This window comes from Burkholderia sp. DN3021 (assembly GCF_049805555.1).
GTDB lineage: Bacteria > Pseudomonadota > Gammaproteobacteria > Burkholderiales > Burkholderiaceae > Burkholderia > Burkholderia pyrrocinia_C.
Genome location: NZ_JBNCAB010000005.1, coordinates 152024 through 176572 on the forward strand (window position 1 = coordinate 152024; position 24549 = coordinate 176572).

Consider the following 24549-nt stretch of genomic DNA (forward strand, 5'->3'; position numbering starts at 1 on the left):
GTCGGCGCTCAAAGCTGCACCGCGTTGCGCACCAGCTCGAAGACCTTGTTGTTCTCGATCACGCCGTGGAACGCGTCCGCGCCGCGGCCGATCGCACCGAGGAACACATCCGTGCCGCCGTGCGTCTCGCTGCCCTTGTCCATCCGCACGGCCGCCTCCTGGCGATAATCGTCGGCGCCCGTCACCGCATCGGTGAGCGCGGTGCCCGCGCGGCTGCCCTGCACGCGGTTCTCGCCGTTGCCGAAGCCGATGATCGTGTACGGCGCGCCGTCCGCGTCCTTCGCGACCGCGCCGGTCTGATAGCTGCGCAGCACGCCCAGCACGCCGGGCTTGCCCGCTTCGGTCTTGCCGGTGCGCGCCGCATAGCCGTTCAGCACCAGCGTGTGATCGTGATCGGCCGTGACGACGATCAGCGTGTTCTTCAGGTCGGGATCGGTCTTGCGCACCTTGTCGAGCGTCGCCTTGATCGCGTTGTCGAACGCGACCGTGTCCTGCAGCGCGCGCTTCGCGTTGGTGTCGTGCAGCGCGTGATCGATCCGGCCGCCCTCGACCATCAGGAAATAGCCGTTCGGGTTGTTCTGCAGCACGTCGAGCGCGCGCGTCGCCATGTCGGCAAGGCTCGGTTCCCTGGTCGCGCCGCGATCGAGGTCGTAGCTCATGTGGCTCGACGAAAACAGGCCGACCAGCTTCCCGCTCTTCGTCGCATCGGCGGCCAGCAGGTCGTCGCGGTTCTGCGCGAACGCGTAGCCCTTGGCCTTCAGTTCGTTGACCAGGTTGCGTCCGTCGGTGCGCTTGCCGCCGCCGTCCTTCGGTACGAAGAATTGCATGCCGCCGCCCAGCACGACGTCGACGCCATCGCCGAGCGCGCCGTTGTAGCCCGCCCCGCCCGGCACGAGCTGGGCCGCGATGTCGTTCTCGGCATCGCGATGGCACACGTGCGCATAGGTCGCGGCGGGCGTCGCGTGCGTGACGCGCGTGGTCGTCACGACACCGGTGGCCATCCCCTTCGCCTTCGCGATCTCCAGCAGCGTCGACACCGATTTGCCGTTGTTCGCGCCGCAGTTGCCGGTGAGGCCGGCGGTCGGCTCGATCGCCTTCGTGTCGGGCGACATCGAAATCACTTCGTTGTTGGTCTTGACGCCGGTCATGTACGCCGACATCGACGGCGCGCTGTCCGTCACCTGCGCATCGTTGGAATAAGTCTTCACGAACGCGGATTCGGGCAGCGTGTCGATCGTGAGCGCGCCGTCTTCACCGACCGCATAGATGCGCGCGGCCGTCAGCGTCGTCATCCCCATGCCGTCGCCGAGGAAAAAGATCACGTTGCGCGCCGCCAGCACGGGCGCGGGCGTCGAGCTGGTCGGGCCGTCGTCGCTGTTGCATCCGGCAAGCGCAAAGGCGCCGGCACACAGCAGCGCCGCCATTTTGATTCGATTCATGTTGCCGGTCCCCCCCGGTGTTGCTGCTTTCGAAATGAAAGGCGATGGTAGGAACCTGATGTGACGGCAAGATGAATGGAAATTGGAAGGATCGGTATGACTTATGAAAGCAACCGGCGCGGCGCCGTGTCCGGGCGCCCTGCGCGCGGCCGCGTCAACCGGCGTGTTCGGTGGCGACGCCGCGCACGGTCACGATGCGCGCAGGCGGAATATTTGCCCAGACGATACGGCTGCCGCAGGCAACGAATGCCGAATCGCCCAACGGATGACGGCGCGGGGTGCGCAAGTCGTACGTGAATTGAATCATCACGCCGTCGGCCGACAGCACGCGACGGCATTGCTCGACGATGGCCGTCACGTCCTCGCGCGGCAGCGTACGCAACGGCAGGCACGACACGATCGCATCGACCCGCGCGGCGGGCGGCAGCAGCCGTTCGAGCTGCCGCGCATCGCCCCACACGATCGACACATCCGGAAAGCGTCGCCGCAGGTGCTGCACGAACGCCGGCGAACGCTCGACCACGACGAGGCGCCGTGGCGCGACGCCGCGTTCGAGCAACGCCGCGGTGATCGCGCCGGTGCCGCCGCCGAGTTCGACGACCAGTCCGTCGCCGTCCGGCACCGCACCGGCCATCTCGCGCGCCAGATGCCGCGAACTCGGACACAACGCGCCCACCGCGGCCGGGCGGCCGACCCACTCGCGCACGAACAGTGCCGAGACACGCCACGCGTTCGGCCAGATCATCGGCCGGCCTCGATCTGTTTTGCCTTCAGCGTTGACGTGCCGATCACTTCGCGAGGCAGGGCAACGGCGACACGGGGCTTTTGCATGGGCATCCTCCTGGACGATCCGGTCCGCCGCAGGAAGAGCGACGATCAAATCGATTCTAGGAAACGAAAACTTAAGGCGACGTGAAGATTGTCCCTAATATCCCGCGCCGCCGCGCGCCCGGGCCTGCGCCGAATCGGCGCCGACGGGCACGGGCGCCGGATCGGCCGCGCGCGAACGGGCGGTACAGCACGGCCTCGGGCACGACCGGCGGGGCGCGCGCGCCGCACGCCGCGTCACGCGCGGCGCGAGGTCACCTCAGGTTGGTTCTCGCCAGCTCGACGATCTCGTCGCCGCGCCCGCTCAGGATCGCGCGCAGCATGAACAGGCTGAAGCCCTTCGCATGCGCGAGCTCGATCTTCGGCGGCATCGCGAGCTCGTATTTCGACGTGACGACGTCGACCACCGCCGGCCCGTCATGCGCGAACGCCGTGCGCAGCGCTTCCTCGACGTTCTCCGAATGCTCGACGCGCACGCTGAAGATGCCCGCGCCCTTCGCGATCGCCGCGAAATCGGTCGGGCTCAGGTCGACGTTGGTGTCGAGATAGCCGGCCGCCTTCAGCTCCATCGACACGAAGCCGAGCAGGCTGTTGTTGTACACGACGATCTTGACGGGCAGGTTGAGCTGGCGCGCGCTCAGCAGATCGCCGAGCAGCATCGACAGCCCGCCGTCGCCGGACAGCGACACCACCTGCCGCCCCGGATGCGCACCCTGCGCGCCGAGCGCCTGCGGCATCGCGTTCGCCATCGAGCCGTGGTTGAACGAGCCGTGCAGTTGCCGCTTGCCGTTCATCGTCAGGTAGCGCGCGGCCCACAGCGTCGGCGTGCCGACGTCGGCCGTGAAGATCGCATCGTCGGCCGCGACTTCGTCGACGATCTTCGTCAGGTATTGCGGATGGATCGCGCGGCCTGGCGGCTCGGCCACCGCGAGATCGTCGAGCCCCTTGCGCGCGGCGGCGTAATGCTTCAGCGCATTCTCGAGGAAGCGCCGCTGGGTCTTGCGCGTGAGGCGTGGCAGCAGCGCGGCGATGGTCTCCTTCACGGTGCCGACGAGGCCGAGCGCGAGCGGCGCGCGATGGCCGAGCTGCGAGCCCTTCCAGTCGATCTGCGCGACCTTCGCGTTCGACGGATAGAACGGCCGGTATGGGAAATCCGTGCCGAGCATCAGCAGCGTGTCGCACGATTCCATCGCGTGATAACCGGAGCTGAAGCCGATCAGCCCGGTCATCCCGACGTCGAACGGGTTGTCCCACTCGACGAACTGCTTGCCGCGCAGCGCATGCACGACCGGCGCGCCGAGCGTGTCGGCCAGCGCGACCACTTCGTCGTGCGCGCCCTGCGTGCCGCTGCCGCACAGCAGCGTGACCGCGTCGGAGCCGTTCAGCAATGCCGCGAGCCGGTCGAGATCGGCATCGGCCGGCAGGATCGACGGCGGCGCCGATTCGCTCCACGCCGGCGCCTCTTCCGGGCCGTCGCCGAGCGCGATGTCGCCCGGCAGCACGATCACCGCGACGCCGCGTTCCTCGATCGCGGTGCGCATCGCGCGCGCGAGCACACGCGGGAACTGCGATGCGTTGGTCACGAGCTCCGCGAAGTGGCTGCACTCGCGGAACAGTTCCTGCGGATGGGTTTCCTGGAAGTAGCCGAGCCCGATTTCGGTCGACGGGATGTGCGCGGCGATCGCGAGCACCGGCTGGTGATTGCGGTGGCAGTCGTACAGCCCGTTGATCAGGTGCAGGTTGCCGGGGCCGCAGCTGCCCGCGCACACCGCGAGCCGCCCGGTCGATGCGGCATCCGCGCCGGCCGCGAACGCGGCGCTTTCCTCGTGCCGCGTGTGCATCCAGCGGATCGCCCCGATCTGGGCCAGGCTGAACGACAGGCCGTTCAGGCTGTCGCCCGTCACGCCCCAGATGCGCTCGACGCCCGCCGCCGCCAGCGTCTTCGCCAGGTATTCCGCCATCGTCTGTCTTGCCATCACGCCCTCACTCGTTGATTGATAGAGACATGCATGAACCGGCCGCGCGTTCGCACGCATCGCCGACCGGACGAGCATACGCGACTGGCCCGCGCCGCGTCGCGACGGTGCAACCGGGCCGACTGCCGTATGAGGCGCACGCACGCGATTGGTTCGATCCGTCGCCGCGCCGCGCGGCGGCTGTCACCGTTTCGTCATCGTCATGTCGGCCAACGGACAGGCTGGCAGGCGTCGCGCTCAGCTCCAGTCGGACGCCGACTCGTCCGGATCGACGAGCGTGAGCCCCGCCGCCGGCAGCGGCAGCGCGGTCTTGTAGCGCACCTGCTTCAGCGCGAAGCTCGACCGGATGTTCGACACGCCGGGAATCGTCGTCAGCCGCTCGATGATGAAGCGCTCGAGCGTGCGCATGTCGGGCATCACGACGCGCAGCAGATAGTCGGCGTCGCCCGACATCAAATAGCACTCCATCACCTCGGGCCGCTGCGAGATCGCTTCCTCGAAACGCTGCAGCGCGTCCTCGACCTGCTTCTCGAGGCTGACCTGGATGAACACGTTGATCCGCAGCCCGAGCGGCTCGGGATCGAGCAGCGTGACCTGCTGCCGGAACAGCCCGAGCTTCTCCAGCGCGCGCACGCGGTTGAAGCACGGCGTGGTCGACAGGTTCACCGCGCGCGCCAGTTCCGCGTTCGTGATCCGCGCGTTCTGCTGAAGCTGGTTCAGGATGCCGATGTCGATGCGGTCGAGCCGCTTGGGGGAGGTGCTCATGGTTCGAATATTCCTTCTCTCGCGACGATTCCGGAATATTTACACTATCTATAAACAAATTCCCAATGAAATCAGACGCATATTCTGTGAATCGACGCGTAGCATGAGTCCCATTGATGCGTGCCGCTGCCGGCGCGCGGGAGACTCGCATGACGGATCTGTCGAACGGTATCGAACACGCGCAGCGCGCGGCCCACGCGCGCACCGATGCGGACCCGGAAGAAACCGCCGAATGGCTCGAGGCGCTCGACGCGGTGGTCGCGCACGTCGGCCGCGACCGCGCGCAATACCTGTTCGACCGGCTCGCCGAGCATGCGCGCGCAACCGGCCTCGCGTCGCAGCGCGCGCCCGTCACGCGCTACCTGAACACGATTCCGCCCGCCGAGCAGCCGCCGTATCCGGGCGACCTCGACCTCGAGGAACGGCTGTCGGCCGCGCTGCGCTGGAATGCGCTCGCGATGGTCGTGCGCGCGAACCGCGCGTACGGCGAACTCGGCGGCCACATCGCGAGCTACGCGTCGGCGTCCGACCTGTTCGAAACCGGCTTCAACCACTTCTTCCGCGCGGCGGCGACCGCGGCCGGCGACGCACCCGGCACGGCCGGCGGCGATCTCGTGTACTTCCAGCCGCATTCGTCGCCGGGCGTCTATGCGCGCGCGTATCTCGAAGGCTTCCTCACCGAGGACCACCTGAAGCATTACCGCCGCGAAATCGCCGGCCCGGGCCTGTGCTCGTATCCGCATCCGTGGCTGATGCCCGATTTCTGGCAGTTCCCGACCGGCTCGATGGGGATCGGCCCGATCAATGCGATCTACCAGGCGCGCTTCATGCGCTACCTGCAGCATCGCGGCCTCGCGAACACCGCGGGCCGCACCGTGTGGGGCTTCTTCGGCGACGGCGAGATGGACGAACCCGAATCGCTCGGCGCGCTGTCGCTCGCCGCTCGCGAGGGGCTCGACAATCTCGTGTTCGTGATCAACTGCAACCTGCAGCGGCTCGACGGCCCGGTGCGCGGCAACGGCCGCGTGATCGACGAACTCGAGGCGCAATTCGCGGGCGCCGGCTGGAACTCGATCAAGGTGCTGTGGGGCTCCGACTGGGATCCGCTGTTCGCGCGCGATCACGCGGGCGCGCTCGCACGCGCGTTCGCCAATACGGTCGACGGGCAGTTCCAGACCTTCTCCGCGAACGACGGCGCATACAACCGCGCGCGCTTCTTCAGCCAGGATCCCGCGCTCGAAGCGCTCGCCGCACAGCTCACCGATGCGGAGATCGACCGCCTGCGCCGCGGCGGCCACGACGCGCGCAAGCTGCACGCCGCGTATGCGCGCGCGCTCGCGCACCGCGGCCAGCCGACCGTGATCCTCGCGAAGACGATGAAGGGTTATGGGATGGGCACGGCCGGCCAAGGCCGGATGACGACCCATCAGCAGAAGAAGCTCGACGTCGACGATCTGAAGGCGTTCCGCGACCGCTTCCGGTTGCCGCTGTCGGACAGCGACGTCGAGCAGTTGAAGTTTTACAAGCCAGCGGAAGACAGCCCGGAAATGCGTTACCTGCATGCCCGCCGGGCTGCCCTGGGAGGCTATCTGCCCAGAAGGCGGACAGCGGCATCGAAGGGGCTGACCGTCCCTTCGATGCCGGCCTGGGGAGCGTTCGCGCTGGATGCGGCCGGCCGCGAGATGTCGACGACGATGGCGCTCGTGCGCATGCTCGCCGCATTGATCAAGGATCGCGACATCGGCTCGCGCGTCGTGCCGATCGTGGCCGACGAAGCGCGCACGTTCGGCATGGCCAGCCTGTTCCGGCAGGTCGGCATCTACTCGCCGCTCGGCCAGCGCTACGAGCCGGAAGACCTCGGCTCGATGCTCTACTACCGCGAGGACACGCGCGGCCAGATCCTCGAGGAAGGCATTTCGGAAGCGGGCGCGATCTCGTCGTGGATCGCCGCCGCGACGTCGTACAGCGTGCACGACCTGCCGATGCTGCCGTTCTACATCTACTACTCGATGTTCGGCTTCCAGCGCATCGGCGACCTGATCTGGGCCGCCGCCGACCAGCGCTCGCGCGGCTTCCTGATCGGCGCGACGTCCGGGCGCACGACGCTCGGCGGCGAGGGCCTGCAGCACCAGGACGGCAGCAGCCACCTCGCCGCGTCGACGATCCCGAACTGCCGCGCGTACGATCCGGCGTTCGCGTACGAAGTCGCGACGATCGTCGATGCGGGCATGCGCGAGATGGTCGAGCAGCAGCGCGACGTGTTCTATTACGTGACCGTCATGAACGAGAACTACGCGCAGCCGTCGATGCCCGACGACGATCCGGCCGCGCGGCGCGAGGGCATCCTGAAGGGCATGCACCGGCTGCCGTCCGGTTCGAACGCGACGGCACGCGTGCAATTGCTCGGCTCGGGCGCGATCCTCGGCGAAGCGCTCGTCGCGCAGCGGATGCTGAAGGACGACTGGGGCATCGACGCGGCCGTATGGAGCGTCACGAGTTTCACCGAACTGCAGCGTGACGGGATGGAAGCCGAGCGGCTGTCGCGGCTCGGTGCGCCTGCAGCCGATGCGTACGTCACACGAATGCTTGCGGCGACGCAGGGCCCCGTCGTCGCCGCGACCGACTATGTGCGCGCGGTGCCCGAACTGATCCGCGCGTACGTACCGCGCCGCTACGTGACGCTCGGCACCGACGGGTTCGGGCGCAGCGACACGCGCGACGCGCTGCGCGCGTTCTTCGAGGTCGATCGCGCGAGCATCGTGCTCGCCGCGCTGAAGGCGCTGGCGGATGATGGAGAACTCGATGCGACTATCGTGCGCGACGCGCGAGAGCGTCTCGGCAAGTCGGCATATCCAGGCGTCGCGCCATGGCAGCGCTGATCGGGCGACGCGACCGCGCAGCAGCCGACGACTGTTCGTTAACCAAAACAATACGGCCGACTAGCCAAAGAGGCGCGGATCCAGCGCGAACGCTTCTTTGCCGATCACTTTCACTCTCGAAGCAAAATCCGCATGCAGCGGGTTCAGCAGCAAGTTGAAGTCGGTCGGGCAGACGACCGACGGTACGCGCATCGCCAACTGCTCGCCCGCTTCAAGCCAGACCTGCCCGATCCGCGCGGTCGACTCCGGATCCTGCGACAGTACTGCCCAATCGTCCGGCAGGTCCGGCTGGTACGCGTTGTCATAAACGGTGTCGGGCACTTCCAGCGTCACTAAAAAAAATCCGCCAGCGGGAAGCAAGCCGGACATATGGACGAGTAACTCGAGCAACGACGTCGACGCATGGCAGCAGGTGTATAGCACCCGCATGCCGCGAGGATTCCAGCGGCCACCGGCGATCGCCGCGCCGTTCCCGCTCAGGTCGTCGGCCAGGTAGTGCCCCTTTCGTTCTTTCGCGAGACGATACAACCTCACGCGCCGACCCCGAACTGGGCACGGTTCAGAATGTCGCGCACCCGGTCGTAGCCGGGCTGTACATCGAGCACTTCGAGCGGCTTCAAACCGTCGAGCTCTGCGTTCGCCCGGCTCATCCACGCCGCTGCGCGCTCGCTGTCCTCAAACAGATCGGTGGCGAGATCCAGTACGTAGAGCACGCGCGCAACGCGATCGGACTCGCCTTGCGACAACCGGTCGTGTTTGGCGATTTTCCGCAGAATGGTCGAGCTGGGCAGGCTCAGCGCGCTCAAGAGGGACTGAACCGGCACGCCGAGCAACTCGCGCGCGACGCGCTCGATGATGACCGCGTCGAAACCCTCCGCGATCGCGCGCCGCTGCAACATCGGCGCCATCCGGCCAAAGGTGTCGAAATCGCCCTTGCCGGCGCCCAAACCGTTCGAGCCGCCCGCCGGCGTCGCGGCGCGGGATGCGGCAGCCCGCTTGGCAGGCTGACGGGCCGCAGGTGTGGTTGCTGTCATGGCGATTCCCAAATGGGCTAATTTGAATTCTCATTGTATACACCCAAACGGGAATTTTCAATTAGCCAAACGGCATAGCCTAGGCCGATGGGAATCGACGACGCTCCGCGCTACACCGGCAGCGCATGCGTCGACAGAATCTCCTTGAGCACCATGAACGAGCGCACCTGCCGCACGCCGGGCAGGTAGATCAATTGTTCCGCGTGCAGCCGGTTGAAACTCTCGTTGTCACGTGTGCGCACCAGCATGAAATAGTCGAACTCGCCCGTCACGACGTGGCATTCGACACATCCCGACACCTTCTGCGCGGCCTTCTCGAACGCGGCGAACGCTTCCGGCGTCGAGCGGTCGAGCACGAAGCCGATCACGACCAGCATGCCGGCCCCGAGCGGCTTCGGGTCGAGCAGCGCGACGATCCCGCGAATCATCCCCATTTCCTTGAGCCGCTCGACGCGCCGCAGGCACGCCGGCGCGCTCAGCTTCACCTTCGCGGCGAGGCTCACGTTCGAGATCGACGCGTCCTGCTGAAGCTGCCTGAGGATCGCGCGATCAATGCGATCGAGTGCGGGCGCTGCATCGCCCGGCACCGCCGGTCTTCCGGTTAATTTCATTGCGTCTTCCTCGATTTTTTCGAACTCGAATTGCTTGATCAGCATTCGATTCGTTATCAACGTAGGCCGACGATATTTATTTCGCAAGCTCATTTCGCGCGTGCTTGCCTATCATTTTTCCATCGGGACACGGCGTGCCGGCCCCTCCCGAGCGCACCGATGCCCGCGCCAACCTCGCCTTTCCGGAGACAAGAATCAATGAACCTGCAACGCTTCCCCCGTTACCCGCTGACGTTCGGCCCCACGCCCATCCAGCCGCTCAAGCGCCTGAGCGCGCACCTCGGCGGCAAGGTCGATCTGTATGCGAAGCGCGAGGACTGCAACAGCGGCCTCGCGTTCGGCGGCAACAAGACGCGCAAGCTCGAATACCTGATCCCCGATGCGCTCGCGCAGGGCGCGGACACGCTCGTGTCGATCGGCGGCGTCCAGTCGAACCAGACGCGCCAGGTCGCGGCCGTTGCCGCGCATCTCGGCATGAAATGCGTGCTCGTGCAGGAGCACTGGGTCAACTATGAAGACCCCGTGTACGACCGGGTCGGCAACATCCAGCTGTCGCGCATGATGGGCGCCGACGTGCGGCTCGTTGCCGACGGCTTCGACATCGGCATCCGCCGCAGTTGGGAAGAAGCGATGGAGAGCGTGCGACAGGCGGGCGGCAAGCCGTATCCGGTTCCGGCCGGGTGCTCCGAGCATCCGCTCGGCGGGCTCGGGTTCGTCGGCTTCGCCGAGGAGGTGCGGCAGCAGGAAGCCGAACTCGGTTTCAAGTTCGACTACATCGTCGTGTGCTCGGTGACGGGCAGCACGCAGGCCGGCATGGTCGTCGGCTTCGCGGCCGACGGGCGCGCGGATCGCGTGATCGGGATCGACGCATCCGCGACGCCGGAGAAGACGCATGCGCAGATCACGCGCATCGCGCGGCATACGGCTGAAATCGTCGAACTCGGGCGTCGCATCGACGAGCAGGACGTCGTGCTCGACACGCGCTACGCGGGCCCCGAATACGGGCTGCCGAACGACGGCACGCTCGAAGCAATTCGGCTGTGTGCGCGGCTCGAAGGCGTGCTGACCGATCCCGTGTACGAAGGCAAATCGATGCACGGGATGATCGACAAGGTGCGGCGCGGGGAATTCGAACCGGGGTCGAAGGTGCTGTATGCGCACCTGGGCGGGGTGCCGGCGTTGAGCGCGTATGCGGAGATTTTCCGCAACGGGTGAGGCGGGGCGGCAAACTGGCGACGGACGTTTGCACGAGATCCACGCAAACGTCCCCGCCGCTTACCGCTCATCGCTGCGTATCCGCGGCTCCCCCGACGGCCCGACGCGTACCGACGCGTGCGGCTGTCGCGGCCACACCAGGACAAAAGCCAGCGGCACGCCGAACAGCAGGATCCATCGCATCGTGTAGTACACCATCACGTTCGAGTCGAACAGGAAGAACAGGAACGGTAGCGGCCACATTACCGCCCGCAGCGGCAGCCATTTTCGGGACCGCGCTCCCACAAGATTCTGTACGACGAGCAACGCTGCCGGAATCGCGAACGACAAGACGAACCCGAGCATGCCGAAGTTCACCAGGAACTCACCCGGCATGCCGAACAGCAACGTCGTCTTGTCGAGCGTGGTTCGTTCGAGGTCACGCACAATTTCGGATTTCTCCAGCGCGAACGTGTCGGGACGCCCATCCCATATCGCTCCCGGCACGACGGATGCGAGCGCCCCGACGAAACTCCGTCCCATCGGATAGTCATACCCGGGTTGCGCGACCGCATCGATCGCAATGATCTGCACATCGAAGCGCGACAGATCGCGGAACAGGAACGCGCTCACCGGGCCCATGCTCAATTCGAGATCGCGTTGCTCGGCGAACCGTTGCGGCAAACTCGCGACGTCGCTATAGCCCAGTCCGAACTTCAGCGGCATCAGCAGGATGCCGGTCAGTGCCACGCCGATGCCGACGGCACGAACCATGGCGGGTCTGATCCGCGCAACGAAGTCGTGATAAAGGAACAGCGCGAACACCAGCACAAAGACGATGCCCTGACGGTTCCCCGCCACGCCGGACGAAAGCCAGCCCAGCACGCCGAGCTGGGCGAAAGCGGCGGCGGTCAGCAGCCCGTTCCGGCGCCGCCGCAGGGTCAGGCATACGAATACCCACAGCGGCGACGTATTGGCCAGCGCCTGCACGACGCCGAGCCCGCGAAACGGATCGTGTTCGGTGCCGGTTTGCTCGATCCGGGCGTCGTACAACTCGGCGATTCGCGCATAGCCGCCCAGCTTGACGTAGATGAATGCCAGCGCGCCGAGCGACAGCAGGGCAAACAGATAAGCCAGGCCGCCGGCGCGCACGCCCGATTCAAGCCGGAATGCGTGCTCGGTCAGGCGCGGCGAGTGAAGGTCGAGAATCAGCTTGGCGACCAGCACGCCGGCCAGGCTGAGGCAATACCAGAGCGCAACGGCGGCACTGTCCTGCGGCGGCAACCGAAGGTAGATTTCGTCGCCCGCCAACAATTGCCAAAGCGGGAACACACCCAGCACGAAAAAGAGAAAGATCCGGAACCAGCGAACGGTCGACGTGCTCGGCCGGATGCCGGCGATCGCCAGCAGCAACGCGCCGTCGAGCAGCAGGATCATCCCGTTCGCGCGCCCGGTGATGACGACCGTCGCGACAATCGCGGCAAGCACGCCAACGACCAGCGTCGGGCCCATCACGCCCGGCTGACGTCCTCGCACGCGTCTAGCGCTGTTTGACCGTACCGATTTCATTCCAATGACTCCACCTGATCCGGCGCCCCGCATCATGTCGAATGGGGGCGCCGCCGCTCAGCCGCCGGCGGGTCCGCATGAACCAGGCCATGCCGATGCTTTTGCCTCATGAACGGCCGTTCTCCACCCATCCGCTGTAATAGCCGTACCGGCTGCTGAAATCGCGCTCGGTCAACGCCAGCTCGCCAACGCATTTCAGCACGACGTGCGTGTCTCGCACGACCGTGAAGCTGGGTCGTCCCGGCATGCCAGGAACATCGACGAACGACACCCCGGCCGGCAACGAACGGCTCACGAAACGCGTGCCCAGACCGATCGTCAATGTCGCGGGACGCGTCAGGAACACGCACACAAAAATGCGATCGACCAACCGGCCCTGCGGCACGCGCGGCGCGCCGGAAGCCATCGCGACCGGATGCAGGCGATAGAAAAAACCGAGCCCGTCGCGTACGATCGGCGGCTGGCGCCCCGTCTTGAACCATTCGATGTAGTAGCGCGACGCCCTCAGATAGCCTTCATGACTCAGAATCGGCCCGAAGCGCGCGTCGTATACGCATGCCTGTCGCCCGCTTCCGGTCGGCGCGACATAGGTCGATTCGGCCCAGTCGTTCCAGGTCACGATCTGAACCCAGTTCGCCTTCGACTCGATCGCCGCGCGCCATTCTTCAGCCATCCCCGCGAACCCGCCTGTCTCGAACGCCCGATAGTTCGTGCCTTGCGGCTGACCGCGGTAATACGGCGTCACCGACGCCATGAACGTCTTGCCGGCATCGCGCAGCGCCGGTGCCAGCGCGCGCACCGAACCTGACAGCAGCGCCGGCGTGCCCGCCGCGCCGAAGTAAAAGTAGCCGTCCGCCGCCCCTATCCGCTCGACGATTTCCGCCGCCGTGCGCGCGTCGATTTCATGCTCGCCGGCCGCTGGAAACAGGTGCGGCACGAAGTATGCGCCGAGCCGCCGAGCCGCCTCGGCCCGCGCGCGCGCCGATGGCGTCCCGTCCGCCCAACGCGTATGCGGACAGCACCGGCCGCCCGTCCACCCTCCATTGCGCCCGCCGCCCGCTCACCGTCTGCAGAATGTCCGACAGCTCATCCTGCGCGTGGCCGTCGGCGGACACGAAGAGCCTGAATGCGCCGTCGAACCGGTCGGCCGCATCGTAGATCGTCGCGACGCGCCGCTTGTAGTAGGGCTCGGTCGCATGCCACCCACCGCAATTCAACGCGAAGCCGTCGATGCCCGTATCCATCGCATCGCGCATTTCGCGTGCATACTGCTCCGGCCCGGCGTCCTTGCCGCCTCGTGGCCATGCGACCATGTAGTGCGCGAACACCATTCGGCCGCCGGCGACGGCGCTCGCTCGCGCCGCATCGGCACGCAGCAGGTCGCGCGCGCCGAGCACCGTCGACGCTGTCGTCCCGATGAAGGCACGCCGCCTCATGCCGATTCCCTCCCGGCCGCCGCCGATGCGGACACGTCGCTCGCGACACCGCGCATCAACAGCGTGCACGACAACACCAGAACGACACACGCCGCGATGCCGATGCCGCAAACCGCACCATAGGCACCGTACTTCCAGCCTGCGCCAGCAACGAGGCCGAGCGTCAATACGACCTCGAACGACGCCATCTTCACGAACGCCCGCCGGCTCTGCGCGTACAGCCACAGCGACAGCACGCGGCAAAGAAATACGACGCACGCGCCCAGTAGCACGGCGTAAACGAATGCAAACCGGGCAACCGGACCGCCAAGCGATTGCACCGGAAACAGCCCGATCTCAAGCAGCAGCAGCGCCGCGACGGCTACTCCCGCCATGCCGAGCGGCAGCGCCACCGCGCACCTGCGTCGGAAATCCCCGCCGCTCAAGGCGTGCCGCACGCGGCCCGTGTCGCAACCGACCGTCAGCGCAAGCGACTGCCCGAAATTGAAGGCGAGATTGTTGACGCCCTTTGCAACGCGATACACGGCGGCGCCGGCGGGACCGGCCACTGCAGACACGATCAACACGTCCACATGCTTCGCGCCCGACAGCAGCGCGTTCGCATACCAGCTGCTCAACAGTTCGCCGCGTGCCTGGGCGACGAAACAGCGATACCAATGCAGCCCACAGCGTTCCGCCTGCGGGCCTTGCCCTCGTTCATGACGGTCCTCGGCGCGCGGCCTGATCCACAGGTAAGCCGCGACCAGCAGCCCGCCATACGCGGCCTCGACGAGCAACAGCAGATCGGGAAACCATCCGTGCCACGCAGGGAATTCGGCAAGCGCCCACACGACCGCCAGCCGGGAAACGGCCGATACCGTCGAGATCGCGAGCACCACCCGGTTGCGCCCCGTCATCCTGAAGAACCCGAGCGCAAAATGCGACAGCCCGTAACATGCGGGCGCCAGCGCGAGCATCAACGGCGCATTCGGCAACACGATCGATCCGGTTCCTGCCAGCAGCACGCAAGCCACGCCGAAGAACGCCGTCGAGCAGGCCGCGCTGATACAGTCGAGCGGCAGCAGGCTCGCGAAGCGCGTCCGGATGCGCTCGATCGTATAGATCCGGGCGGAACCGAAGTTGAATGTGTCGATCGCGACATAGAACACGGCGAGCAGCGCATACGAGCGTCCGGCCAGGACCGGGTCGAGCACGTGCAGCGCCAGCGCCGCCGCCAGAAAATTCGCGAGCGCCGGCAACCCGGCGCTCGCGGCGACGTGAATCAGGTCGACATTCAGGCGGCGCATCGTTCCACCAGATGCCCGCAATACGCGTCATACTTTTGCTGCAGCGCCGAGTACGCAAACCCGGACGCTTTCGCCTGCTGCCTCGCGCTCATGTCGACGAGTTGCGTGCGCTCGCGCGCAAGCGCTTCGATGCCGGCCTCGACGGCATCGACTGAGCCGGCCCGGATCAGGTCGCTTGCGGGAAGCACTTCCGGTATGCCGCCGACGTCCGTCCCGAGCACCGGTGTGCCGACGGCCATCGCCTCCAGCATCGCGCGCGGCATGCCCTCCTGAAGCGAAGGCAGGATGAAGAGATCGTGTTCCGCAACCAGCGCACAGGCCGACTCGGACGAAACCAGGCCGCGAAAAGAGACCCGATCCGCGATACCGAGCGACGTCGCCAGCGCTTCCAGCCCATTCCGCAACACGCCGTCGCCGACCAGCGTCAGCGTGACGGCCACACCCTTGCGCTTCAATCGCGATACGGCTTCGAGCAGGACGGCGTGCCCCTTGCTCGGGTTGTGCATCATCGATACGTTGATCATTCTCAGCGGGCCGGCATGCCGCCACGAATGGGGATCGCGCGCGGTGTAGAGCGCGTCCGGCAGACAGGCGTCGCTGAAACCGAATGCATCGGCTTTCGAACGGGCCGGATACTTCGCCTGAAGGTACGCGTCCGTTACATATCGAACGGTTTGCGCGCGGCGCGCGGCCGACGCGGTCGAACGGCAATGGATCCATTTCGCGACGGCCCGCAGCGGATGATTAGACGCGCCCTTCCTGAAGTAGTCCTCCGGATCGGCCACGATTTCAGCCGAAAACGGCCTTCTCGTCATCCAGCACATCGCAAGTGCGAGCGTCGCCACGTTGCCGGGGAACCGGATCATCAGCGTCTGCGCGTTGCGAATCACATGAAACAGGCGGACCGACAGGCGCGGCAGGCTCCACAGCCAGCCGCGGACGCCTCGAATCGCCCCCAGATCGGCAAATGACGTCCGCGCGCCCGTCACGCGTGACCCGACCGGCGCATTGGCCGGAAATGCGCGCGCGGCGATCCGCACGCAGTCGAAGTGCGGCACGAACCGGCCCGCGAATTTCTCGTAGCCCATGTGCGGACTGTAGATTTCGCCGCCGACGTGCGAAAAATTACCGTCCATCACAAAGGTGATGGAATTGTTCGATTTCATCTCGGATTCTCTTGATCATGTCCTTGTAGCGATCCGCGCCCTCCATGCGCAGCTCCCGCCAGTACGCGCCGTCGTCTCGCGCGATCTCGCACGCGAGCCGGGCCACTTGTTCCGCATCAAAATCGCTTGCATGAACCACATAGCGCGACAGGCCGAGGTCGTCGTACGCGGACCGGCCCTTGCGTTCGTACGCGATATGAATGCTCGGCACGCCGGCGAGAATGCTTTCGAGACTGCCGTGCAGCCGGACGGAGACGACGAGCGGGCGCACACGCTTGACGAGCATCGCCAGCGGGTCCACCTGCGCAATGCCGAATGCGTCGCGATAAAACGCGTCGTCGCCATTTCCTCGGCCACTGCTTTGCAATGCAAAACGTGCTTCGGGAAGCTGCTTCACGAGACACCGGAGATTGTCAACATACGCATCGCGATACGGCTTGCCCTCGAGATCCCTGAACACGAAGCAGATCGGGCGCGCGCCGCCCGCATGCACGCCGTCTTCCGGCTCGGGGCGCGGAGTGCGGCCGATCTCGAGCACGACGAGATCCCCGGTGCGAATGCCGCCCGGATGCGCAAGCTCGCCAACGCTCTGATCGTCGCGCAGGAACACCACGTTCACGCAGCGTCGAACCAGCGCCCCCAGCATGCGCCCCGGCAGCGACGCTAGCGGCCCGATGCTCTGCGGCAGATAGACCGACAGCGCGTTCCGCCGCAACGCAGTGCATACGAGCTGACTGCCGTGCGCGATGAGCGATTTCCACGCTTCCGAACTCCGGGACGCGCGCAGATAGCCGCCGCCCACGCCGAAAAAGATCGCGGGCCAGGCGCTGCCGATCCGGCGGATCGACTCGATCCAGAACCGGGGCAGCGACCAGATGCGAATGCGCGCATCGTCGAGATAGCCGTGAAACGACTCCGGATCGAGGCAGACGATCGTCACGACACCGTCGATACCCGCTTCTCGCATCGCCTTCAGGCTCAGTTTGACCAGCAGGCCGTCGCCGCTGTTGCGCGAGCTGTACGCATGCAGCAGATAGACGTCAGGCGTTTTCATAAGTCTGCATCACCGATTTCAGGAAGCGTTCTTGGCGAAAGGTCTGATCGAATACATGCCGCGCGTTGTCGCCCATCCGGCGGCATTCTTCGACCGTCAGGCGGTTCAGGTTGTCGGCCAGGCATTGCCCGGTCAGCTCGGTGAGGATGAGGCCGTTGTAGCCGTGTATTACCTGCTCGGGCAACGAGCTTTCGCCGGAAACGACGATCACCTTGCCAGCGCGCATCGCCTCGATCGGCACCAGCGCCAGGCCCTCCCACCGGGACGGCACGATCACGACGTCCATCGCCTGCATCGCTGCCTTCGTCGCCGCGGCATCGACCCAGCCGTGATAGACGATCCGTTGCCCGTGCTCGCCTGCCGCCGCAATGCCGCCGCGCACCGCGACGCCGTACACGTTGATTTCGAGAAGCGGGTTCAGTTTCGGCACCGCATCGAGCACAACGTCGAAACCCTTCTGGTAGTCCAGGCGTCCGAAATAGCCGATGCGTATCGCCGCGCAGCCGGACGGGTGCACCGCTCGCGCCGCCGCGTCGTCACCTGCAATGCCCGTGTAGATGAAATCGATCTTCGACATCGGGATCCCGTAGCGCCGCGCCGCGCGCAATTCGTCGAACGACATGCAGACGATCCGGTCGCAGCGTCCCGACAGCACACGCTCGATCAACGCGTAGCCCAGCCGCTTCGCGACCCCGACGTCACGTTTCAGGAACGCCCATGCATGCGGCGTGTAAAGCACCTTGGCGCCGCGATGGCGGCTCAGCCGCACGTACAGGCCCGGGAACGTGCTGTGACAATGGATCACGTCCGCTCCGACGGTTTCGAGCAGCGCCCGCAGTTCGCGCGCGATTCCGGGCAACCGTGCCGGATGACGGCTCGATCGATATGCGATCAGCGTTAATCCGACGATGTCGATCGCGCCGTCCATGCGACCAGGATCGCAGACCAGCAGGACTTCGTTCCCCAGTGCGATCTGCTCGCGGGCCAGTGCACCGACGTAGGACGCGATCCCGCCAACCCAGGTTTCCACGACGTGCACAATCCTCATCGCGCCTCCCGCCGCCGACGGTGGCGGCTGCCGACTGCATCGCCGCCGCCGGCGTCGGTCGACGCGTAGCCGTATTGGGCATATCGGTACGCGCCATATCTCGACCGATAGCCGAACACGCGCGCATCGACGCCGTTGAAGACGACGCCACGCAAACCGGACGCGCCCCGGAGGATCTGTTTCGACGCCTCGGACAATTCGCCAACGGTCGTCTTCCTGAACCGCGCGACGAGAAACACCGTCCCGCAATGCGGCGCCAGCACGGTCGCATCCGATACCGCGAGCACGGGCGGCGTATCAATGATCACGAGGTCGTAGGCCCGGCTCATTTCGTCCAGCAATCGAGGCATTCGATCATTCAAAAGCAATTCCGACGCACGCGCCGAAATCCCGCCCGTCGCGACGAAATCGAGCCCGGCCGATACGCCTCGCTGCACGACCTCGTCCAGCGACGCCTTCCCCTCCAGCACATCGGACAGCCCTGGCGCTTTCGACACGCCGAAGTAGTCGTTCAGATGCCCGCGCCGCATGTCCGCATCGACCAGCAGCACGCGCCGCCCGCCCACGGCGACCACTGCCGCCAGATTCGCTGCGACGAACGACTTGCCGATCCCCGGGCTCGGGCCCGTCAGCAGCACGCGGTTGTTTGTTGCGTCGAACAGCGTCAGGCCGAGCGCGGTGCGCAGGCTCCTCAAGCTCTCGACAGCGGGTTCGTGGGGACTGTCGTCGGCCAGCAGATGGCGCGCGCCCGGGCTGCTGGCTGCCTGCTGCGCCGGCGAATGGGGAATCGTTCCGTAAACGCTCAATCCGGTATGGCGCTCGATGTCGTCCATATCGACGATGCCGCCGTACAACGCTTCGCGCGCCACAGCCGCCGTCATGCCCAGCATGACCCCGAGAATCGCCGCAAGCGCGAGAATCAGCGACTTGCGCGGCTCGATCGGCTCTTCCGGCACCGGGGCAAAATCCACTTCGCGGACGTTGCCGATTTTTCCCGCGGACACGAGCTTGAGCTGCTGGATGTTGTTCAGCACGCCGACATACATCGCGCTGCTCACCTCGACATCGCGCCGCAAGCGCAGCTCTTCCTGCTCAAACCCCGGAAAGGCGCGCAGGCGTGCGGACTGTGCGCCGATCTTCTGCTTCACGCCCGCGATCTGCTGATCGAGCGATTGCATCGCGGGATGTCCGGCTGCAAACCGCGTCGACGCTTCGGCGCGCTTCTGCTGCAGATCCAGCAACGCCGCCTGGGCCGCGATGCTGTCTTGCAGATACGCCTGCGCCTCGACACTGAGGTCGAATGTCCCGCGCTTGCTGCGCATTGCGTTGTATTTCGCTTCGGAACGTTCCAGATCCTGCTTCAACTGCGGCGCGACACGCTCCAGGAATGCGAGCGATTTTTCGGCTTCAGCGGATTTCCGCTTGACGTTCTGCGCGACATAGGCGTTGCCGATCGTGTTGAGGATGCGTGCGATGATGTCCGGATCCTCGCCCTTCAGCGACACGCTGACGATATTGCTCTGCTTGCGGACCTCGGTGACGTTCAGATGCTTCTGCAGTGTCTGCAACGTCTTCAACCTCGATTCGCGCACCAGCCGGAACGCGGCGCCTGGCTGCGCGTGCAGCGCGTCCACCTTGATCCGGAATGGCCCGGCCGTCTGCATCGACTCGACCAGTTCGCCGACCTTCCCTTCGATCGGCCGATCCAGATCTCCATGTTCGAAGCGGAACCGGCCACCGGGAAGCGCCGTCAGCCCGAACGGCTCGCCCTCGAGCGCCTTCGGGACATCCAGCACGGCGACATCGATCGACTCCGTGCCCCAGCCGTATCCGCCGAACCCGAGCAACCCGGGACTGGACAGGCCATGAGCGCGCTCGGCGATCATCCGCCCGACAATCGGAAAGCGCTTCGGTTCCGCATCGATATACAGGTGCAGACGCTCGACGGCGCTGTCGACCACCATCCGCGACTTGAGAATCTCGATTTCCGCCGCCGCTTGGCTTTTCATGTCGAAGAGCGACGACACGCCGCCAAGCAAACCGTCCGCGCCCGCCGAGCCGTCCTCGACCTGGATCAGGAGATTCGATTCGTAAACCGGGCGTGCGAGCCATGCGTAGGCCGCACCGGCGGCGAACACGAGGGCCGCCATGCCGATCACCAAACGACGGTTCGACAGGACGAGATCCAGATAGCGCACCAGGTCCGACTCTCCGTGCTGGCCCGGTTCGGCGGCCAGTGCCGGTTCGTTGTTCATTGACATCCTGTTCATCTCACGACATTCACCAGTGCCTCGATTCTCGGCACCCATGCGTTCACACCTTGTTCGATCAGCGCGTAGGTATTCCTGAACACGGCAACCGGTTTCAAATACGGATCCGGCACATCGAATCCGTCCCGCTCGCCGAGCCGGAATACCTTGCCTAGCGAGAACGGATAGCGCGCGACGATCTCGCGCTTCTGCATCGCATCCATCACCAGCACGAGATCCGCGCGGCGGACCAGCGCGTCGGTCAATTGACGGGCCCGGTGACCGGAAATGTCGAGGCCGGCGTTTGCCGCCACCGCGACGGCGGACGGTTGCGCCGGCTCGCCGACGCGCGCCGCCGTGCCGGCCGACAGCACGTCGACGTCCGGGAGCCGCGCCCGCAGCAGCCCCTCGCCCATCGGGCTGCGACAGATGTTTCCGACGCACACGATCACGACGGTCCGGATCATTCCACCTTCCACCCGTTCCTGTTCGTGACGGGCATATCGAGCGAGCGCCGTCATTTCGTCACGATCGCCCCGGTCAGGCCGGCGTTGATGGCCGGCAGCAGCAGGCTTAGCACGCGGCTGAAACGAACCAGACCGTTGCTGTCCACATAGACGACATCCTTCGGCTGCAACTCGAACTGATTCGCGAGCACCATCGAGACGGGCGACCGTGCATCCAGATGGAACACCCGGGGAGCGTCGTCGCCCGCCCTGCGGATCACGTACACCTGCGCGGCATCGGCGGTCGTCGGGTTCATGCTTCCGGCCTGGGACAGCGCCTCGGCGAGCGACAACCTGCCGTTGCGCAGCGGTAATGCGGTAACGGGCTTGTTGACCTCGCCCATCACGAACGCGCCGTTCTCCTCGCGTGCGACGACCCGCAGGACGTCGCCGCTCTTCAGAAGGATCCCGGACGGGTTCTCGCCCCGCGCCAGCATCGACGAGAGATCCAGCGGATAGCTCGAATCGCCGCGCACAAGCGTCATGCGGCTCTGATCGGCCGCGGCCGTGAAGCCGCCCGCGCGACCCACCGCTTCATACAGCGTCATCGGGACGTCGTTTATCGCCAGCACGCCGGGACGGTGAACCTCGCCATCCACAACCACCTGCTGCGCACGATAGGATTCGACGCGTACCGTCAATTGCGGCTTGACGAACACCTCCGACAGCTTCGCGTAGAGTGCGCGCCGGACCTCGTCCACGTTACGGCCAGCAGCCTCGATGCCGCCGACGTACGGAAACTGAATGCGCCCGTCGGCATTCACGACGAACCCGCGCGCCGGGTCGGACTCGCGCGCGGCGCTGCCCTGGGGCTGCGTGCCCAGTGCCGCGACGAGTTCGGGGTGATCCCAGACCGTGATCTGGAGCACGTCGCCGATCCCCAGCCGATACGGCGCCGGCCGCTCGAACAGCACCCGGTTGCGCATGGCGCTTTCGGTCGCCGCGACCTCCCGCAACTGCCCAATCAGTGCGACGCTGATGTCCGTTACCGGCACCGGCATCGTCGCGGCCGGCACGCCGGTCGCGCCGTCCGATACAGGCAGCGTCGCCGGCCCGGTCATGCGCATACCGGGTGCGGCAGCGCAGCCCGACAACGCGACAACCGCGACTGCAAGCAGCAACCGCTCCGGAAGACGACGAACGCAAACTGCGCGCTCATACCAGAACCCCACTTCAAACCACTTCACGTTTACCTCTCGCATTCGATTCGGGCATTCATTTCGTCGTGACCGCGTCAATACGCATGCTTGTCGAAGAACCCCGTCGCGATCGTTCTCAGGACGATCCTCACGTCCATCCCGAACGACCAGTTATTCAGGTAGTAGAGATCGTGTTCGACCCGCTTCTGCATCTTCTCGACGCGATCCGTCTCGCCGCGATGCCCGTTGATCTGGGCCCAACCGGTGATGCCCGGCTTGATCCGGTAGCGCTGGATATAGCCGTCGACAAGGTGCTGGTAGAAGCGGTCGTGCTCCACCGCATGCGGGCGCGGCCCGACCACCGACATGTCGCCCTTCAGCACGTTGAAGAACTGCGGCAGTTCGTCGAGGCTCGTGCGCCGCAGCAGCGCGCCGACACGCGTGACGCGCGGGTCGCCTTGCGTCGCCTGCCGGACTTCGCCCGGCTCGCGCGTGTCGGGCACGCGCATCGTCCGGAACTTGTAGATCGTGAAGACGCGCCCGTAAGCGCCCCTGCGTTGCTGCCGGAACAGCACCGGCCCCGGCGACGACAGCTTCACCGCCAGCGCAACGACAACCATCAGCGGCGCGATTCCGATCAACGCCAGGCCCGCGAACACGCGATCGAACATCGCCTTGCCCGCCAGCGCCCGCGCGGACAGCGGCGACGAGACGAGATCGAGCGCGCGGCCACGAATCGCCCCGTCCGGATGGAGCGGCGTCATGCCGGTGAGGTCCGGCATGAAGCGGATGTCGACCAGATCCTCGGCGAACGCGCGGACGATCTCGCCGACACGATCGGCCTCCGACAACGGCAGCACGATCCAGATCTCCCCGACCTGCGCGCGACGCACGTGCTCGACGAAGTTGGCCAGGTCACGATGCACGGCCGGCTCTTCCGGCCCGATCGGCGACGAACCGGACATGTCGAAGATCGCGGCTATCCGGAACGGCTGCCACGTTTCACGCGCATCGCGGCCAACGAACGCCCGGCAACGTTCGAGATGCCCGACGAGCGCAACCGGTTTGCGCCGCGCATGCCGCGCCGCCGCGCAAACGCCGAGCCACCACCGCACGGCCTGCGACACGACGAGCGCGACCGCCGACAACGCGAACCAGCCGGCTAGCCAGTCGAACGCGACCGGGAATTGCCGGTCGCGCGCCATGACCGAAATCGTGCCGACACATAACGCGACGGCCAGACAGGCCAGCGCGAGCCACATGCGACGCCATGACAGCCCACGTTCGGGATCGCCATACAAGCCGGCCAACGAAAACAGGACGAGCGCACACGCAATCGAAACGGCCATCAGCACGGCATCGGATTCAGCAGACGGCGAGCCGCCCAGCCAGCTTCTCGCCGCCCATGCGGTGACGACAAGCAGCGCGGCATCCACAAACCTGAACCGTGAAGCTTTTCCGCGAACGGCGGGAGTGAATCTAGTTTGGTTGAACGAAGGCATAACCCTGGGCGATCACCGCCGCGATCGATTGCCGATGGAACGGCGGCGCATCGACACGCAATGCTCGCCACGCCGGCACGGATCGACGCCCGGACCGATGATCGATTTCATCTTTTGTTTAGTAATGCGAATCTGAATCGATTGAAACAGACCCTCAATCAAACGTCACAGATCGTTAAATTTCGAGCCCGGTTGACATGGCCTGACAACTTCGACGAGACCGACGCCCTCTGTCTACCGCGAGCCCATCGCCTATCGATACGATGTAAGACTCGATACTGCCACTACGATCTGGCGTTTTAAATCGGTCATGTCCTAAACAAATTGATATAGAGACGTTTCTTGTCCGATTTACCAATGAAGCCGCTGCCTATATGGCGGATTGATTGATGTCAAGGGATCAAACGGAGCAGCGTGACGCGCATCGGGTCACGTCGCGAGACAATGTGGAAGCACCGCCATCCCGCGAACACGATGACCGACGACTGCGACGTGTGTCGGCGTTGCGATAAGCGCGACGTCGATGCGTCGCGGCGCACGGGCGACCGCCCGCCGCTCGTGCGCATCCGTCGCGGCAGCGTCAGTGCCCGGTTCGCGCGTGAGAACAGGCAAGTCCGCTTTGAACGTGATCGAAATCTTGCAGCGAGATCGCGTACGGGGCGCGGCCCGAGCGTAAACGAAATACCGCCGGCAAGCCGGCGGCAAAAGATGCGTCCACGCGTGACGTGGCGCACCTGAGGCACTCGATTCGGCGGGCGCGGGGGCTTAAACCCGGTCTTAAACCCGCGCTTTCCCGGGGCCCGACCCCCCCCCCCACATTTTTTTTATCGGCTATAACCTCGTGTCAAAAAAGGCCCCCCCATTTTGG

At 65.7% G+C, this 24549-nt stretch carries 20 protein-coding genes; 2 read left to right on the forward strand and 18 right to left on the reverse strand.

Annotated elements, in window-relative coordinates:
• Positions 1-8 precede the first annotated feature (8 nt).
• The 4 genes from ACPUER_RS05030 to ACPUER_RS05045 form a co-directional block, all read right to left on the reverse strand.
• Positions 9-1439, reverse strand: coding sequence for an alkaline phosphatase (locus tag ACPUER_RS05030; RefSeq protein WP_425130521.1), 1431 nt, complete (start codon positions 1437-1439; stop codon positions 9-11).
• Between the two features lie 154 nt (positions 1440-1593).
• Positions 1594-2184, reverse strand: a complete 591-nt coding sequence (locus ACPUER_RS05035) for a class I SAM-dependent methyltransferase (protein WP_425130522.1) — start codon at positions 2182-2184, stop codon at positions 1594-1596.
• 337 nt (positions 2185-2521) lie between these two features.
• On the reverse strand, positions 2522-4243 hold the full coding sequence (poxB, locus tag ACPUER_RS05040; RefSeq protein WP_425130543.1) for a ubiquinone-dependent pyruvate dehydrogenase: 1722 nt from the start codon (positions 4241-4243) through the stop codon (positions 2522-2524).
• Positions 4244-4480: 237 nt separating this feature from the next.
• On the reverse strand, positions 4481-5008 hold the full coding sequence (locus tag ACPUER_RS05045; RefSeq protein ID WP_047901851.1) for an Lrp/AsnC family transcriptional regulator: 528 nt from the start codon (positions 5006-5008) through the stop codon (positions 4481-4483).
• Between the two features lie 149 nt (positions 5009-5157).
• Between ACPUER_RS05045 and mdeB the strand changes: the two genes are divergently transcribed.
• Entirely contained in the window at positions 5158-7887 is a 2730-nt protein-coding gene (gene mdeB / locus ACPUER_RS05050; RefSeq protein ID WP_425130523.1) for an alpha-ketoglutarate dehydrogenase, read from the forward strand.
• Between the two features lie 60 nt (positions 7888-7947).
• Here the strand turns inward: mdeB and ACPUER_RS05055 are convergent, their stop codons facing one another.
• From ACPUER_RS05055 to ACPUER_RS05065, 3 genes are all read right to left on the reverse strand, one after another.
• Positions 7948-8421: an RES family NAD+ phosphorylase gene (locus tag ACPUER_RS05055; RefSeq protein ID WP_310130601.1), complete on the reverse strand. Its 474-nt coding sequence runs from the start codon at positions 8419-8421 to the stop codon at positions 7948-7950.
• A complete protein-coding gene (gene parS / locus ACPUER_RS05060) occupies positions 8418-8921 on the reverse strand; it encodes a type II RES/Xre toxin-antitoxin system antitoxin (protein WP_263343568.1) in 504 nt (167 codons plus the stop codon). The genes ACPUER_RS05055 and parS overlap by 4 nt, the downstream gene beginning before the upstream one ends.
• A gap of 110 nt (positions 8922-9031) precedes the next feature.
• Positions 9032-9532: an Lrp/AsnC family transcriptional regulator gene (locus ACPUER_RS05065; RefSeq protein WP_175960320.1), complete on the reverse strand. Its 501-nt coding sequence runs from the start codon at positions 9530-9532 to the stop codon at positions 9032-9034.
• Positions 9533-9730: 198 nt separating this feature from the next.
• Between ACPUER_RS05065 and ACPUER_RS05070 the strand changes: the two genes are divergently transcribed.
• Positions 9731-10747, forward strand: coding sequence for a 1-aminocyclopropane-1-carboxylate deaminase (locus ACPUER_RS05070; RefSeq protein ID WP_425130524.1), 1017 nt, complete (start codon positions 9731-9733; stop codon positions 10745-10747).
• Positions 10748-10807: 60 nt separating this feature from the next.
• Here ACPUER_RS05070 and ACPUER_RS05075 read toward each other — a convergent pair whose 3' ends face one another.
• The 11 genes from ACPUER_RS05075 to ACPUER_RS05125 form a co-directional block, all read right to left on the reverse strand.
• Positions 10808-12295, reverse strand: a complete 1488-nt coding sequence (locus ACPUER_RS05075) for a hypothetical protein (RefSeq protein ID WP_425130525.1) — start codon at positions 12293-12295, stop codon at positions 10808-10810.
• A 106-nt stretch (positions 12296-12401) separates the two neighbouring features.
• Positions 12402-13232, reverse strand: coding sequence for an endo-1,3-alpha-glucanase family glycosylhydrolase (locus ACPUER_RS05080; protein ID WP_425130526.1), 831 nt, complete (start codon positions 13230-13232; stop codon positions 12402-12404).
• Entirely contained in the window at positions 13198-13692 is a 495-nt protein-coding gene (locus tag ACPUER_RS05085) for an endo-1,3-alpha-glucanase family glycosylhydrolase (RefSeq protein ID WP_425130527.1), read from the reverse strand. Before ACPUER_RS05085 ends, ACPUER_RS05080 begins: the two co-directional genes overlap by 35 nt.
• 35 nt (positions 13693-13727) lie before the next feature.
• Entirely contained in the window at positions 13728-15017 is a 1290-nt protein-coding gene (locus ACPUER_RS05090) for a hypothetical protein (RefSeq protein WP_425130528.1), read from the reverse strand.
• Positions 15005-16183: a glycosyltransferase gene (locus tag ACPUER_RS05095; RefSeq protein ID WP_425130529.1), complete on the reverse strand. Its 1179-nt coding sequence runs from the start codon at positions 16181-16183 to the stop codon at positions 15005-15007. Before ACPUER_RS05095 ends, ACPUER_RS05090 begins: the two co-directional genes overlap by 13 nt.
• The gene (locus ACPUER_RS05100; RefSeq protein ID WP_425130530.1) at positions 16143-17237 is read right to left on the reverse strand and encodes a polysaccharide pyruvyl transferase family protein; all 1095 of its coding nucleotides are present in this window, start codon (positions 17235-17237) and stop codon (positions 16143-16145) included. Before ACPUER_RS05100 ends, ACPUER_RS05095 begins: the two co-directional genes overlap by 41 nt.
• Entirely contained in the window at positions 17224-18267 is a 1044-nt protein-coding gene (locus ACPUER_RS05105; RefSeq protein ID WP_425130531.1) for a glycosyltransferase family 4 protein, read from the reverse strand. Before ACPUER_RS05105 ends, ACPUER_RS05100 begins: the two co-directional genes overlap by 14 nt.
• Positions 18268-18281: 14 nt before the next feature.
• Positions 18282-20594 carry a polysaccharide biosynthesis tyrosine autokinase gene (locus ACPUER_RS05110; protein ID WP_425130532.1) on the reverse strand — a complete coding sequence of 771 codons (2313 nt, stop codon included), beginning with the start codon at positions 20592-20594 and terminating at the stop codon, positions 18282-18284.
• Positions 20552-21001: a low molecular weight protein-tyrosine-phosphatase gene (locus ACPUER_RS05115; RefSeq protein WP_425130533.1), complete on the reverse strand. Its 450-nt coding sequence runs from the start codon at positions 20999-21001 to the stop codon at positions 20552-20554. Before ACPUER_RS05115 ends, ACPUER_RS05110 begins: the two co-directional genes overlap by 43 nt.
• A 50-nt stretch (positions 21002-21051) precedes the next feature.
• Complete coding sequence (locus ACPUER_RS05120) at positions 21052-22227, reverse strand: polysaccharide biosynthesis/export family protein (RefSeq protein WP_425130534.1); 1176 nt, start codon at positions 22225-22227, stop codon at positions 21052-21054.
• 47 nt (positions 22228-22274) lie between these two features.
• Positions 22275-23681 (reverse strand): undecaprenyl-phosphate glucose phosphotransferase, encoded by a 1407-nt coding sequence (locus ACPUER_RS05125; protein ID WP_425130535.1) that lies wholly within the window; start codon positions 23679-23681, stop codon positions 22275-22277.
• Between the last annotated feature and the right edge of the window lie 868 nt (positions 23682-24549).

What these genes read in the sequence shown, in the direction of transcription:
- ACPUER_RS05030 (WP_425130521.1), bottom strand. Translation starts at nt 1,439, where the DNA reads ATGAATCGAATCAAAATGGCGGCGCTGCTGTGTGCCGGCGCCTTTGCG.
- ACPUER_RS05035 (WP_425130522.1), bottom strand. Translation starts at nt 2,184, where the DNA reads ATGATCTGGCCGAACGCGTGGCGTGTCTCGGCACTGTTCGTGCGCGAG.
- poxB (WP_425130543.1), bottom strand. Translation starts at nt 4,243, where the DNA reads ATGGCAAGACAGACGATGGCGGAATACCTGGCGAAGACGCTGGCGGCG.
- ACPUER_RS05045 (WP_047901851.1), bottom strand. Translation starts at nt 5,008, where the DNA reads ATGAGCACCTCCCCCAAGCGGCTCGACCGCATCGACATCGGCATCCTG.
- mdeB (WP_425130523.1), top strand. Translation starts at nt 5,158, where the DNA reads ATGACGGATCTGTCGAACGGTATCGAACACGCGCAGCGCGCGGCCCAC.
- parS (WP_263343568.1), bottom strand. Translation starts at nt 8,921, where the DNA reads ATGACAGCAACCACACCTGCGGCCCGTCAGCCTGCCAAGCGGGCTGCC.
- ACPUER_RS05065 (WP_175960320.1), bottom strand. Translation starts at nt 9,532, where the DNA reads ATGAAATTAACCGGAAGACCGGCGGTGCCGGGCGATGCAGCGCCCGCA.
- ACPUER_RS05070 (WP_425130524.1), top strand. Translation starts at nt 9,731, where the DNA reads ATGAACCTGCAACGCTTCCCCCGTTACCCGCTGACGTTCGGCCCCACG.
- ACPUER_RS05075 (WP_425130525.1), bottom strand. Translation starts at nt 12,295, where the DNA reads ATGAAATCGGTACGGTCAAACAGCGCTAGACGCGTGCGAGGACGTCAG.
- ACPUER_RS05090 (WP_425130528.1), bottom strand. Translation starts at nt 15,017, where the DNA reads ATGCGCCGCCTGAATGTCGACCTGATTCACGTCGCCGCGAGCGCCGGG.
- ACPUER_RS05095 (WP_425130529.1), bottom strand. Translation starts at nt 16,183, where the DNA reads ATGAAATCGAACAATTCCATCACCTTTGTGATGGACGGTAATTTTTCG.
- ACPUER_RS05100 (WP_425130530.1), bottom strand. Translation starts at nt 17,237, where the DNA reads ATGAAAACGCCTGACGTCTATCTGCTGCATGCGTACAGCTCGCGCAAC.
- ACPUER_RS05110 (WP_425130532.1), bottom strand. Translation starts at nt 20,594, where the DNA reads ATGGGTGCCGAGAATCGAGGCACTGGTGAATGTCGTGAGATGAACAGG.
- ACPUER_RS05115 (WP_425130533.1), bottom strand. Translation starts at nt 21,001, where the DNA reads ATGATCCGGACCGTCGTGATCGTGTGCGTCGGAAACATCTGTCGCAGC.
- ACPUER_RS05125 (WP_425130535.1), bottom strand. Translation starts at nt 23,681, where the DNA reads ATGCCTTCGTTCAACCAAACTAGATTCACTCCCGCCGTTCGCGGAAAA.